This is a genomic window from Staphylococcus sp. NAM3COL9, assembly GCF_001431205.1.
Classification (GTDB): Bacteria; Bacillota; Bacilli; order Staphylococcales; family Staphylococcaceae; genus Staphylococcus.
This window is the reverse complement of the sequence record NZ_LGPC01000011.1, coordinates 366,383-379,654: the sequence shown is the minus strand read 5'-3', so window position 1 is coordinate 379,654 and position 13,272 is coordinate 366,383. Positions and strand designations below refer to the sequence as shown.

At 32.7% G+C, this 13,272-nt stretch carries 12 protein-coding genes and 1 other RNA gene; 11 read left to right on the top strand and 2 right to left on the bottom strand.

Annotated features, from left to right (window positions below; translation table 11 throughout):
- Window positions 1-16 precede the first annotated feature (16 nt).
- The 5 genes from ACA31_RS04740 to ACA31_RS04720 all read left to right on the top strand — a co-directional run bounded on the left by ACA31_RS04740 (window position 17) and on the right by ACA31_RS04720 (window position 5,864).
- Window positions 17-2,719: a helicase C-terminal domain-containing protein gene (locus ACA31_RS04740; protein WP_057512220.1), complete on the top strand. Its 2,703-nt coding sequence runs from the start codon at window positions 17-19 to the stop codon at window positions 2,717-2,719.
- Window positions 2,720-2,812: 93 nt separating this feature from the next.
- Window positions 2,813-4,105: an asparagine--tRNA ligase gene (asnS, locus tag ACA31_RS04735; RefSeq protein WP_057512219.1), complete on the top strand. Its 1,293-nt coding sequence runs from the start codon at window positions 2,813-2,815 to the stop codon at window positions 4,103-4,105.
- Window positions 4,106-4,193: 88 nt separating this feature from the next.
- On the top strand, window positions 4,194-4,880 hold the full coding sequence (locus ACA31_RS04730; protein ID WP_057512218.1) for a DnaD domain-containing protein: 687 nt from the start codon (window positions 4,194-4,196) through the stop codon (window positions 4,878-4,880).
- Complete coding sequence (gene nth / locus ACA31_RS04725; RefSeq protein WP_057512217.1) at window positions 4,870-5,529, top strand: endonuclease III; 660 nt, start codon at window positions 4,870-4,872, stop codon at window positions 5,527-5,529. The genes ACA31_RS04730 and nth overlap by 11 nt, the downstream gene beginning before the upstream one ends.
- A gap of 5 nt (window positions 5,530-5,534) precedes the next feature.
- Window positions 5,535-5,864 carry a YpoC family protein gene (locus tag ACA31_RS04720; RefSeq protein WP_057512216.1) on the top strand — a complete coding sequence of 110 codons (330 nt, stop codon included), beginning with the start codon at window positions 5,535-5,537 and terminating at the stop codon, window positions 5,862-5,864.
- Window positions 5,865-6,028: 164 nt separating this feature from the next.
- Here ACA31_RS04720 and ACA31_RS04715 read toward each other — a convergent pair whose 3' ends face one another.
- Both ACA31_RS04715 and recU read right to left on the bottom strand, forming a co-directional pair.
- On the bottom strand, window positions 6,029-8,248 hold the full coding sequence (locus ACA31_RS04715; protein ID WP_057512215.1) for a transglycosylase domain-containing protein: 2,220 nt from the start codon (window positions 8,246-8,248) through the stop codon (window positions 6,029-6,031).
- Window positions 8,245-8,871 (bottom strand): Holliday junction resolvase RecU, encoded by a 627-nt coding sequence (gene recU, locus ACA31_RS04710; protein ID WP_057512214.1) that lies wholly within the window; start codon window positions 8,869-8,871, stop codon window positions 8,245-8,247. The genes ACA31_RS04715 and recU overlap by 4 nt, the downstream gene beginning before the upstream one ends.
- A gap of 249 nt (window positions 8,872-9,120) precedes the next feature.
- On the opposite strand from recU, the gene ACA31_RS04705 reads away from it, so the two are divergent.
- From ACA31_RS04705 to rarD, 6 genes are all read left to right on the top strand, one after another.
- On the top strand, window positions 9,121-9,459 hold the full coding sequence (locus ACA31_RS04705; RefSeq protein WP_057512213.1) for a DUF1798 family protein: 339 nt from the start codon (window positions 9,121-9,123) through the stop codon (window positions 9,457-9,459).
- Window positions 9,456-10,022, top strand: coding sequence for a DUF1273 domain-containing protein (locus tag ACA31_RS04700; protein WP_057512212.1), 567 nt, complete (start codon window positions 9,456-9,458; stop codon window positions 10,020-10,022). The genes ACA31_RS04705 and ACA31_RS04700 overlap by 4 nt, the downstream gene beginning before the upstream one ends.
- A gap of 11 nt (window positions 10,023-10,033) precedes the next feature.
- Window positions 10,034-10,387 (top strand): cell division regulator GpsB, encoded by a 354-nt coding sequence (gpsB, locus tag ACA31_RS04695; protein WP_057512211.1) that lies wholly within the window; start codon window positions 10,034-10,036, stop codon window positions 10,385-10,387.
- A gap of 137 nt (window positions 10,388-10,524) precedes the next feature.
- An RNA gene (gene rnpB / locus ACA31_RS13080) (RNase P RNA component class B) lies at window positions 10,525-10,900 on the top strand.
- A gap of 172 nt (window positions 10,901-11,072) precedes the next feature.
- Window positions 11,073-12,206, top strand: coding sequence for a THUMP domain-containing class I SAM-dependent RNA methyltransferase (locus tag ACA31_RS04690; protein ID WP_057512210.1), 1,134 nt, complete (start codon window positions 11,073-11,075; stop codon window positions 12,204-12,206).
- A gap of 38 nt (window positions 12,207-12,244) precedes the next feature.
- Window positions 12,245-13,150 (top strand): EamA family transporter RarD, encoded by a 906-nt coding sequence (gene rarD, locus ACA31_RS04685; RefSeq protein WP_057512209.1) that lies wholly within the window; start codon window positions 12,245-12,247, stop codon window positions 13,148-13,150.
- The last annotated feature ends 122 nt before the right edge of the window (window positions 13,151-13,272 follow it).

The following is a 13,272-nucleotide window of genomic DNA, read 5'->3' as shown; positions in this document are numbered from 1 at the left end:
GAAAGGAGGAATGAGAATGACAAAACCGTGTTATGCCGTTATGGATTTAGAAACAACAGGAAACCAATTAGACTATGATGAAATCATTCAAATAGGTATTACTTTTGTTCGTGAAAATAAAATAATTGGCACGTACCATTCAATGATTAAAACAGATTTAGAAATTCCTCCTTTTATACAAGCATTAACATCAATAGAAGAAGCAATGTTAAATCAAGCACCATATTTCCATGAAATAGCTGAAGATATTTATAAACAAATAGATGGGTGTATCTTTGTGGCACACAACGTTGCTTTTGATTTGAATTTTATAAAAAAATCTTTTGAAAATTGTGATATTAAATATCGTCCAAAAAAAGTAATGGATACGTTAGAATTATTTAAAGTTGCTTTTCCAACAGATAAAAGTTACCAGTTAAGTGAACTAGCAGAAGCACATGGCATTGTTCTAAATAATGCACACCGCGCTGACGAAGATGCCGCTACAACAGCGCAACTTATGATAATCGCATTTGAGAAATTCGAAACGTTACCTTTAGATACTTTAAAACAACTATATTATTTAAGTAAAAATTTAAAATATGATTTACATGATATTTTATTTGAAATGGTACGTAATCATAAAGATAAACCACTAGAGGATATTTATGACCAATTCGAACAAATTATTTATAAAAAACAAAAAGATTTCAAGGCACCTACAGTAGATTTTGATGGTACTTTGAAAGATTTATATACCTTGATTACTAAGGAACTTAATTTGACGTATCGACCACAACAATTATATCTAGCTGAGATTATTTTAGAACAATTAATGAATAGTGAAAAGGCAATGATTGAAGCACCACTTGGAAGCGGCAAGTCATTTGCATACTTACTCGCATCGTTAATGTATAATATTGAAACTGGTAAACACGTAATGATTTCAACTAATACTAAATTATTACAGAACCAATTGTTGGAAAAAGATATACCTGCGCTTAAACAAGCTTTAGATTTCAAAATAAATGCTACTTTAATAAAAAGTAAGCGTGATTATATTTCATTAGGCTTAATCAGCCAAATTTTAAAAGAAGAAGCCAGTAATTATGAAGTCGGTATATTAAAAATGCAATTATTGATTTGGATTACCGAAACAGACACAGGTGATATTCAAGAACTAGATTTAAAAGGCGGACAAAAAATGTATTTCGAACAAAAACTAGAGACTTATGTGCCTGTTCGCAACGATATACATTACTTCAATTTCATTAAACGAAATGCTCAAAATATTCAAATTGGTATTACAAATCATGCACACTTAATACATGCTGCACATGATAATTCTATTTATCAATTATTTGATGATTGTATTATCGATGAAGCACATCGTTTGCCTGACTATGCTTTAAGCCAAGTAACTAATGAATTGAGTTATTTCGATATTAAATATCAACTCGGCTTAATTGGTAAGACAGAAAATGAAAAGTTGCTTAAATCTATCGATCATTTAGAACAACAAAGAATTCTTGAAAAATTAGATATACCGCCTATAGATGTTTTCGGGTTAAAAACAACAGTCAATGAGATACATGATCTAAATGAGCAGTTATTTACTACCATTTTTGATATCATTCAAAGTTCTGAAGTGCATGATGATGAAGTACACAAGCTCCATTTTGTCTATCATTTTGACGTTGCACCAATTTTGAACGATTTACATTCAATTATTCATAAACTCAATATGACATTAGAATTCTTCAATGGTATGAGTCATAAAACAATCAAGTCTGTGCGCAAACAAATACTTTACATTAATGATCGTTTTAAAGAAATAGAGCACAGTTTAAAAAATAATCACACTAGTTATTTATCAATTAAAAATATAAATCAAAAATCAACAATTCGACTGAATGTTAAAGATTATGATGTTAAAGAAATATTGACGTCACAAGTATTGGATAAATTTAAATCACTTACATTTATTTCAGGTACATTAACGTTTAACCATTCATTTGAAAACTTCAAACATTGGTTTAATAAAGACATCGTGTTTAACACGTATGAAATTGATTCGAAAGTGATGTCACCAAACCAAACTACCGTATTCATACCTAATGATGTGGCTTCATATAATTATAAAAGTATTGATGATTATGTGAGTTCTATCGTTAATTACGTAATTGAGTATATTAACATAGTAGAGTCTAAATGTTTAATACTATTTACAAGTTATAAAATGATGCATATGGTTCAAGAGTTATTAAATGAATTGCCGGAATTTGAAGACTATGTCGTTTTGACACAACAGCAAAATCAAAACTATAAAATTGTTCAACAATTTAATAGTTTTAATAAAGCAATTTTATTAGGTACAGGTACATTTTTTGAAGGCTTTGATTTTCAATCTAATGGCATTAAATGTGTAATGATTGCTAAGCTGCCTTTTATGAATCAAAACAATACAAAATATTGGCTAATGGAATCTGAGTTTACATCTACTTTTAAAGATTATGTATTACCTGATGCTGTAACGCGTTTTAGACAGGGGCTTGGTAGATTGATACGTAGCGAAAATGACAAAGGGATTATCGTATCCTTTGATGATCGCTTAATTCGCAGTAATTACAAACAATTTTTTGAACAATCTCTAGAGAGTTATCGTCAAAATAAAGGTGATATCAAACAATTTTCAACCATACTCAAAAAATTAAAAAAAGAAGACAAACGTAATCAATAAACCCAGCACGCGCAACTAGAACTTATACATTGATTTTGTTAAAATATATAAGGATAAAGAAAAGAAGACTACAATATTATTAGGAGACTGGCTATGAAGACAACGATTAAAGAAGCTAAACAATATCTTAACCAAGAAGTGACTATTGGCGCTTGGTTAACTAATAAACGTTCAAGTGGGAAAATAGCATTCCTACAATTAAGAGATGGGACAGGCTTTATGCAAGGTGTCGTAGCAAAAGCAGAAGTAACTGAGGAAATATTTAAATTAGCTAAAGAATTAACACAAGAATCATCCATTTATATTACTGGCATTATTTCTGAAGATAATCGTTCAGATATTGGTTACGAAATGCAAGTGAAATCAATAGAAATAATTTCAGAAGCTCATGATTACCCAATCACACCTAAAGACCATGGCACAGAATTTTTAATGGACCATCGTCATTTATGGTTACGTTCTAAAAAACAACATGCTGTTATGAAAATTAGAAATGAGATTATTCGTGCAACTTATGCATTCTTTAATGACAATGGTTTCACAAAAATTGACCCGCCTATTTTAACAGCAAGTGCACCTGAAGGCACAAGTGAGTTATTCCATACAAAATACTTTGATGAAGACGCATTCTTATCACAAAGTGGACAGCTTTATATGGAAGCTGCTGCAATGGCTCACGGTAGAGTATTCTCATTTGGCCCAACATTCCGTGCTGAAAAATCCAAAACACGTCGTCATTTAATTGAATTCTGGATGATTGAACCTGAAATGGCTTTTTGTGAACATGCGCAAAGTTTAGAAGTTCAAGAGCAATATGTGACACATGTAATTCAATCTGTATTAAATAACTGTAAACTTGAACTTAACATATTAGAACGTGATACATCTAAACTTGAAAAAGTAACTACTCCATTCCCACGTATCACATACGATGATGCTGTAGTATTCTTAAAAGAACAAGGTTTTGAAGATATAGAATGGGGCGAGGATTTCGGTTCTCCACATGAAACGGCTATCGCTAATCATTATGATTTACCAGTCTTTATCACTAACTATCCAACAAAAATCAAACCTTTCTATATGCAACCAAATCCAGAAAACGAAGATACTGTACTGTGTGCAGATTTAATTGCACCTGAAGGCTATGGCGAAATTATAGGCGGGTCTGAACGTATAAATGATCTTGACTTACTAGAACAACGTATTAACGAATATGGCTTAGACGCTGAGAGTTATAGTTATTATTTAGATTTACGTCGTTATGGCAGTGTACCTCATAGTGGTTTCGGTTTAGGTTTAGAAAGAACTGTAGCTTGGTTATCAGGCGTGGACCATGTTCGTGAAACTGCACCATTCCCACGTTTACTTAATCGATTATATCCATAATATTTTAAATAAGATTCACAATAAGCGTCCAGTCCACAAATAATGGCTGGACGTTTTTATAGCAATATCAAAGGTGGGAGGCGTTAATTTGGACAGAGAACAATTAAAAACAAGACCAGTTGTAATTCGAAAAGAACTACTTGATCATTACAATGAATTAGGTTTAAACGAAACAGAATTAGTTATTTTAATCAAATTATTACATGCATCTGAAACATCGAATAAACAACCTTCAATTGAATCTTTACAGCAAGGCTCTGCATTAGATTCAAGAGAAATCACTTCAATCATTCAAACTTTAATACAACATGATTTACTAGAGCTTAATGTCAATAAGGACGAAGAAGGCAAGTTTACTGAATATATGAACCTTAACCAGTTCTATGATAGATTAAGTGAAATTATGCAACAAATGAATGTAAAACAAGACGAACATGAATCTGAACTAGAATTCAATACACTATTTCAAAAAATTGAACAAGCGTTTGGCAGACCATTATCTCCATACGAGATAGAAACATTAAATCAATGGTTAGATATAGATAAACATGATTTAAGTGTCATTCAAGCTGCATTAAACGAAGCAGAGAGCCAAAATAAAATGAGCTTTAAGTATATTGACCGCATTTTACTGAATTGGAAAAAGAATAATGTGAAAACAATTGAAGATTCGAAGAAAATTAGCCGTCAATTTAACCAACCTAAAATGAAACATACAGTTAGTAATGTTCCTAAATTTGATTGGCTGAATGGGGAGAATCCAAATGGTAAGTAATAAAAAAGCACTTGAAATGGTTGATGTCATAGCTGAAATGTTTCCAAATGCTGAATGCGAACTTATCCATAACAACGCATTTGAACTTACAATTGCTGTACTTTTATCTGCACAAACAACTGATATTTCAGTAAATAAACTCACAAAACCTTTATTTGCAAAATATAAAACACCAGAAGATTATTTAAGTGTGGATATTTCAGAATTAGAAAATGATATACGTACTATTGGTTTATATAGAAATAAAGCCAAAAACATTCAAAAATTATGTCAATCACTTTTAGATAAATTTGATGGTAAGATTCCTCGAACACACGATGAGTTAGAAAGCCTAGCAGGTGTGGGTAGAAAAACAGCGAACGTTGTTATGAGTGTAGCTTTTGGAGAACCTTCATTAGCTGTAGATACACATGTAGAACGCATCTCAAAACGTTTGGGTATATGCCGATGGAAAGATAATGTACGTCAAGTAGAGGATAAATTGTGTAAAGTAGTTCCTAGAGAAAGATGGAACAAAACACATCATCAACTCATATTTTTCGGCCGCTATCATTGCTTAGCCCGTAAACCGAAATGTGATATTTGTCCATTATTCGAAGAATGCAGAGAAGGTCAAAAGCGTTATAAAGCAAGTTTGAAAGAGGCATGAACAAAATGATTACAAAAGAAGATTTTACAAACTTAGAACTGCAATTGGATCCATATGCGAAAGTAAAAAAACTAAAATCACCAGAAGCAAAACATTTGTTAGATCAATACTTTAATCTGATTCAACATTACTTTAAACAAATTAATAGTATTGAAATTATTGATTTTAAATACTTAAATGAATATGCTGTCGTTCCAATGAACTTCGAAGAAAGATATAATTATATGATTGCACGTAAATATCATTTTATGGGTTATAGTCAAATGAAAACACTAAAATCAGAACTTATTAAAATGAATGCATCCTATCAAATTCGTTTTAATAATAAACCTTAAACAATAAAAACAGCGTAAGCTCCCAAAATTAGGAGTCTTGTGCTGTTTTTTAATTCTTGATTGTATATGTTTGATGAATGAGTATATATAAATATACTTTAATAATAACGAAGACCCGACTTCCAATTAATATGGAAACCGGGTCTTTTAAAACTGCAATCTTGTTATTGTGTACTATTTGAAGTAGCTGTTCCACTACTATTTGCATTGGTAGTGTTTGTACCACTTGTATTATTGGTATTTGTACTACCAGTATTGCTACTGTTTGAGCTATTACTTTCTGAGTCACTATCTGAATCACTGTTACTGCCTTGACCTTTAGGATCATTATCAGTTGTATTGTCATCAGGTTTATCTTTAACTGATAAATTATCTTTACTATCTCCGCTAACAGAATCTGGTTTAGTGAAGTCTTTACCATCACGTGGTGAAACAGTAGACATTACATCTTCTAATAGGAATTGAGGATATTTTTGTTCATCACTTCCTATAAATGAGTTTGTTCCGCCTTGTTTAACTTCATTGAATCCCATCCATACAGACATACTGTATTTAGGTGTAAAACCATTAACCCAAACATCTTTAGCAGCATCATCAGGTAAATTATATTGTTGGTAAGTTTGTTGTCCATACGTACCTGTACCTGTTTTAGCGGCTATGTTCACTCCAGAGATGCCGTGTCCATATGCAGAGCCATATGCCTCAAATGTACCTTTAAGTACTTCAGCTAGCATGTAAGAAGTAGAATCCTTCATAGCTTTTTTACTTGTATGCTCATATTCAATAACTTCGCCATTTTGTTTTTCAACTTTTTCAATTGAATGCGCATTGTTGTACTCGCCACCATTTGCAATTACTGCAAATGCTGATGCTAATTGTGTAGGAGAGAACTCAGATGCAGAACCACCTAGTACTTCAGAAGGTCCAATATCTCCTTCATAATCTAATCCTACTTTTTTAGCGAATTTCTTCGGTGCATCTTTTCCAGCATTTTGCTTCGTTGATTCCCAAGCTTTTAAGGCAGGAATGTTGAAACTTTGACGTAACGCATCATAAAGTTTAACTGTTCCATGACTTTTCGTGTCATAGTTTCTGAATGTAACACCATCAACTTGGTATTCTTCTTCATCTTTCATAGCATGGTCGGTTGCCCAAGACATGTTTTCCATTGCTGGACCATAAGATAAGAATGGTTTTAATGACGATCCCGTAGGGTGTGCGTCTGTTGCTAAGTTTCTATCAACGAGGTCTTTATAATCTCTACCACCTGATATTGCAACAAGCCCGCCAGTTTCACTATCTACGATAGATGAACCAACTTGTTGATTCTCATTTTTGTAATAGCTACCATTATTAATACGTTCTTGCAATGTTTCTTGAACATTTTTTTCCATATTTGTATGAATCTTAATGCCACTATTTAATACGGAACCTAAATCTTTATCTTTGAACTCTTTATTGTTCATGAGCTCTGATTTTACAAAGTTAATATATGAATCATATTCTTTTTTAGAATCATCTTGGCTAACTTGTCGATCTTCAGGAGTTCGTTTAACGAGCGTATCTTGTATTTTAGTCTCTTGCGCTTTTTCTTTCTCTTCTTTAGAAATCCTGTCATGATATTCCATTAGATAAAGCACAGTGTTTTTACGCGATTCCGCTTCTTTAGGATTATCATAAGCATTATACGTGTTTGGTACTTGTGGTAAACCAGCAAGATATGCTTCCTCAGTTAAAGTTAAATCTTTCAAGTTTTTATCAAAGTAATATTTAGCTGCCGCCTTCACACCATAAACACCATCTGAATAATAAATCTTATTCAAGTACATTTCGAATATTTCATCTTTACTGTACTCTTGTTCTAATCTGTATGACAAGTATGCTTCCTGTGCCTTACGTGCAATAGATTTTTTATCTGTCAAGAATGATCGTTTAACAACTTGTTGTGTTAGAGTCGACGCACCTTGAGAACCAAATCCACCAGTAACATTTTTAGCAACAGCGCCGAACAAACGTTTATAGTCGAGTGCACCATGACTGTAGAAGCGATTATCTTCTGTAGCCAATACAGCATCCTTCATTGCTTTAGGCACTTCATCTAAGTCAGCATGTTCACGTCGTTGTCCATTATCAATTGTTTTCACCAATTCTCCATTTTTATCATAAATCTTAGCTGGGATTGGGTCTTGTAATTTTGCTTCAGTAAATGCTGGAGCTTTCCAAGCATAATAAGCAAATAACAAGATTCCTATTAACGCTAAGACAATGAAAGCAATGATAAGAAAGCCAATCACCTTGATTATCGTTCGTTTAATATTCCTATTCTCTTTTTGCTCGGACTTACCTTTCTTGTTAGAGTGGGAAGTCCTTTTTTTCTCCGTCATACGCGGTCCTCACTTTCATCTAATATCAACTTATCAACAGCTTTGAGGTAGTTCAATCGTGGTTGATACTGATAAGGAATATAGTAACCATTTTTTCTTACTTCTTCAACCGTTATCGACTTTTTAATGTTATTCGTATGTCTTTCCCAAAAATATTCAAACTTAGAATAGGGAAGAAGATATACTTCATCAAGCGTTTTAAAACGAATTAATAGAAATACAATACCATTCTGTTTGAAACAAGACGCCATATGTGAAACTTGGTGTTCATGCATATTAATCAATGGAAAAGAAGTTTTATTTTTCGTTTCTTTCGCTTCAAAGTCTAGGTAATGTCCATTATAAATACCATTATAATCAGTTGTAGACGGCGTTCGGAAATAAGCCTCATTAATAACAGCCTTACTTCTCATAGGATAATGAACATTTACGATTTGAACAGGCGTTGGTTTTTTATGTATAACCGCCATTTCATGGTTCAAATAGTACGTGTTCGACAGTTCGATATCATTTTCAAGAGACATACCTCTGCCACCATAGTCTATTTTACCCTTTTGACCCTTATGAGTTCGTCCGACTTGAGACTTATTTCTATTAAATGGTTTCCCATTAGGGTAATTCATTGTTTTTCACCACTTTAGTTTGGAAATCAAAAACTTTTTCTATTATACCCGACTTTGGCAAATTTTTCCAAACCTTGAAATATGAATCAATGTATTTACAAATACATCAAGTACATTTTAACGTGCTTTGCATAATTAAACAATATTTGGAACTAATTAAGCCGTTATTATAACATAAATGTAAGTCGACGCTTCAGAAATGACGCACATTATCTTTTATGGTAAATTTATTGTGTAGGAGGAAACTTCATGCAACAGTTAATTACGCAATTATTAGATGATGTACAGCTTATGCAAGATAAATATGAATCCGTAAAAGCATCTGGCGAAGATTATGATTTTTATTCTGTTGTCGTCCCATTTACTAACAATATTGATGAATTGCTCGCATCCTTTATTCAATATGAAACTCAAATACTTCATTTGCAATATATGAACAAACAAAAATTTGATTTATTAGTTTCTAATATCGAAGAATTATCTGTGGAGTGCCACTTCAAACGCTCAAGCAGAAAACTATTCACAGAAAAAATAAAGGCTGTTCAATATGATTTAAGCTATATTCAAAGAAGTGAGTCGTATCTATGATAAAAACAATTTATGTCACAGGTTATAAATCTTATGAACTTAATATTTTCAAAGATGATGCTCCAGAAGTTTCCTATTTAAAAAAATTTATAGCACATAAATTAAATCGATTGATTGAAGAAGGCTTAGAATGGGTATTAATACAAGGACAGATGGGTATAGAATTATGGACAGCAGAAGTAGTACTTGATTTGAAAGCAACATATCCAAATCTTAAATTAGGTATTATAACGCCGTTTTATGGTCACAGTGATAGATGGAACGAACAAAATCAAGCTAAATATCAAAATATCACACAAAAGGCTGATTTTGTAGATAGTGTATTTCATTCACCATATGAAGGACCTCATCAATTTAAACAGACGGATCAGTTCATGTTAGATCACACAGATCAAACATTATTAATATATGATGAGGAGCAAGAAGCAAGTCCAAAATTCTTCAAGCAAATGTTAGTTGATTTTATGGAAAAAACAAATTATACTTGTGACATTGTGACGTTCGATGAATTAACTGATTTCATCAATGATTTACAGTGGTCTCAAGAACAAAGTTTCGAATGAGGTGGGAAAAAATGGCAGATATTTCATTGAAATTATCAGCAAAGGATATTTATGAAAAAGATTTTGAAAAAACTATGACACGTGGTTATAGAAGGGAAGAAGTCGATGCCTTCTTAGACGACATCATAGCGGATTATCAAAAAATGTCAGACTTAGATAGTGAAGTTGTTAAGCTTTCCGAAGAAAACAATAAACTTAAAAAAGAACTTGAAGAACTTAGATTACGTGTAGCAACGTCAAGACCACAAGAAAACAAAAATTTCTCTTCCAATAGTAGTGCTGCAACTAAGAGTAATAGCAACAATAATAATGTTGATATTCTAAAAAGAATTTCTAATTTAGAAAAAGCAGTATTTGGAAAATAGCACGCTATTGAATGATTATAGCGTGTGCGAATCGTAGATATAGCTTCATCTACATAGAACCAAGTTTTGATTTCATTCAAAACTTGGTTTATTTTGTTTGTTTAGCCGTCTAAAGCATGGTATACTTTCAGAGATGGTGTTTTGGGTGATCGCTATAGCAATATAGAGGAAAGTCCATGCTCACACAATCTGAGATGATTGTAGTGTTCGTGCTTGATGAAAAAATAAGTCAAGGCATTAAATTGACGGCAATGAAATAACCTAAGTCTTTTAGATACGGTTAAAATAGTTTGAAAGTGCCACAGTGACGTAGCTTTTATAGAAATATAAAAGGTGGAACGCGGTAAACCCCTCGAGTGAGCAATCCAAATTAGGTAGGAGCACTTATTTAACGGAATTCAACGTATAAATAGGACATGCTTTTAAAAGCATGTAGACAGATGGTTACCACCAGCGTACGAGTGTATCTAGTACACGATGGCAGTACAACGGTACAAAACATGGCTTACAGAAATATCATCACTAGACCCAAGCTCTCCCATATAGGAGAGCTTTTTTAATTTCTAAAGTTATAGAAAATATTCATTAAACTCAGTAGCATTTATAACTTAGTACAATGTCATATCTATTTAAAAAAAATTTTGATAAAATATAAGTAAATCTTTATTTAAGAAGGAGCAAACTAATGTATCAATTATTAGCCGTATGTCCTATGGGATTAGAAGCAGTTGTGGCAAAAGAAGTTCAAGAATTAGGTTATGAAACAACTGTCGAAAATGGCAGAATATTTTTTGAAGGGGACGAATCTGCAATTGTTAAGTGTAATTTATGGTTACGCACAGCAGACAGAATTAAAATTGTAGTAGGTCAATTTAAAGCCACTACATTTGATGAGTTATTTGAAAAAACAAAGGCTTTACCCTGGGAGGCAATTGTTGAACAAGATGGTAACTTCCCAGTACAAGGCCGTAGTGTGAAATCAACGTTGTTTAGTGTTCCTGATTGCCAAGCAATTGTAAAAAAAGCAATTGTTGAACGTTTAAGACGTGCGTATCAAGAACGTGGTTGGTTAAATGAAACGGGTGCAAAATACCCAGTAGAAGTTTCAATATTAAAAGATAATGCACTTCTTACGATTGACACTTCTGGTTCAGGATTGAATAAACGTGGTTACCGTTTAGCTCAGGGTGAAGCGCCAATTAAAGAAACACTTGCAGCAAGTTTAATTCGATTAGCGAATTGGACAGGTGACACGCCGTTAATAGATCCATTCTGTGGTTCAGGCACAATAGCGATAGAAGCTTGCTTAATCGCGCAAAACATTGCTCCTGGATTTAATCGTGATTTTGTTTCTGAAAAATGGGACATGATGCCTGACAATTTATATGATGAAATGAGAGACGAAGCAGACCAACAAGCTAATTACGATAGAAAACTTGAAATTTATGCTTCGGATATCGATCCAGAAATGATAGATATTGCACGCAGAAACGCTGAAGAAGTTGGATTAGCTGATATTATTCAATTTAGCGTGAAAGATGTTAATACACTTACAATAGATGCAGACGAGCCAATCTCACTTATAGGCAACCCGCCATATGGTGAACGTATTGGTGATCGTAACGAAGTAGAAGTTATGTATCGCTATATAGGTGAACTAATGCAACAACATCCTCATTTATCTACTTACATTTTGACAAGTAGTACAGAATTTGAACATTTAGTTAACCAAAAGGCAACTAAGCGTAGAAAGTTATTTAATGGCTACATTGAATGTACGTATTATCAGTATTGGGGTAAAAGAAAACCTCAAAATTAAAATTTAATAGATTGAAAAAGTAGAAAGGGGTGTATCTTTTGAACACTGAATTTAAAAAAGGTATCGTATTCGCTTTCGGTGCTTATATATTATGGGGTGTTCTACCCATATATTGGGATTTAATTAGAGAATTAGGCGCATTTGAAATTTTAGCATATAGAATTGTACTTTCTATGATATTTATGCTATTTGTTGTAGTGTTCACTAAAAATACTGGACCCTTTAAACGAGATGTTCATCAACTCTTTACAAATCCAATCCAACTCATTGCTATTATTGCAGCTGGTTATGTAATTACAATTAACTGGGGCACATTCATATGGGCTGTAGCAAATGGTCATGTACTGCAAACTAGTTTAGGATATTATATTAATCCTCTTGTAAGTATAATACTCGCACTTATCTTCTTGAAAGAACGTTTTAATAAATTAGAGTGGATTGCAATTGCCTTAGCAGTTGTAGGTGTGCTCTATATGACATTGAAAATGGGCGTATTCCCAGGCATCTCATTATTATTAGCAAGTTCTTTTGGCTTATACGGATTAATTAAAAAACTAGTGCCGATAGATGCCATTAGTAGTATCACTATAGAATGTATCGCTACTGCTCCAGCAGGCTTTATATATCTATGGTATATATGGCAACAAGGGAGTTCTTCCCTAGGAGTCAATAGTTCATCATTTTGGCTATTATTCTCAGGAGCGATTACAGCGATTCCGCTAATCCTATTTTCAGCAGGCGCACGTAGAATTCCATTGTCATTAACCGGTTTCATACAATACGTCGCTCCAACATTGATGTTTATATTAGGGATATTCTTATTTAAAGAACCATTTAATGTTGACCAGTTAGTAACGTTCATATTTATATGGATTGGTATTATCGTCTATAGCATTTCACAGTACTTTAAAATTAAGAAAGATAAAAACCCTTTAATTCGTTAACAATTAAAGTTTATCATTAAAATTAAATCTCTAGATATTGAAAAGTGTATTAAGCTGATACTTAATAACTGTTTAACGTATCTAGGGATTTTTCAATTCAATACATTAATGATATATGTGCT

Excerpts from the sequence above, each read along its gene's own strand:
- ACA31_RS04700 (WP_057512212.1), top strand. The coding sequence starts at position 9,456 with ATGATAAAAACAATTTATGTCACAGGTTATAAATCTTATGAACTTAAT.
- nth (WP_057512217.1), top strand. The coding sequence starts at position 4,870 with ATGGTAAGTAATAAAAAAGCACTTGAAATGGTTGATGTCATAGCTGAA.
- ACA31_RS04715 (WP_057512215.1), bottom strand. The coding sequence starts at position 8,248 with ATGACGGAGAAAAAAAGGACTTCCCACTCTAACAAGAAAGGTAAGTCC.
- asnS (WP_057512219.1), top strand. The coding sequence starts at position 2,813 with ATGAAGACAACGATTAAAGAAGCTAAACAATATCTTAACCAAGAAGTG.
- gpsB (WP_057512211.1), top strand. The coding sequence starts at position 10,034 with ATGGCAGATATTTCATTGAAATTATCAGCAAAGGATATTTATGAAAAA.
- ACA31_RS04740 (WP_057512220.1), top strand. The coding sequence starts at position 17 with ATGACAAAACCGTGTTATGCCGTTATGGATTTAGAAACAACAGGAAAC.
- ACA31_RS04705 (WP_057512213.1), top strand. The coding sequence starts at position 9,121 with ATGCAACAGTTAATTACGCAATTATTAGATGATGTACAGCTTATGCAA.
- ACA31_RS04690 (WP_057512210.1), top strand. The coding sequence starts at position 11,073 with ATGTATCAATTATTAGCCGTATGTCCTATGGGATTAGAAGCAGTTGTG.
- ACA31_RS04720 (WP_057512216.1), top strand. The coding sequence starts at position 5,535 with ATGATTACAAAAGAAGATTTTACAAACTTAGAACTGCAATTGGATCCA.
- recU (WP_057512214.1), bottom strand. The coding sequence starts at position 8,871 with ATGAATTACCCTAATGGGAAACCATTTAATAGAAATAAGTCTCAAGTC.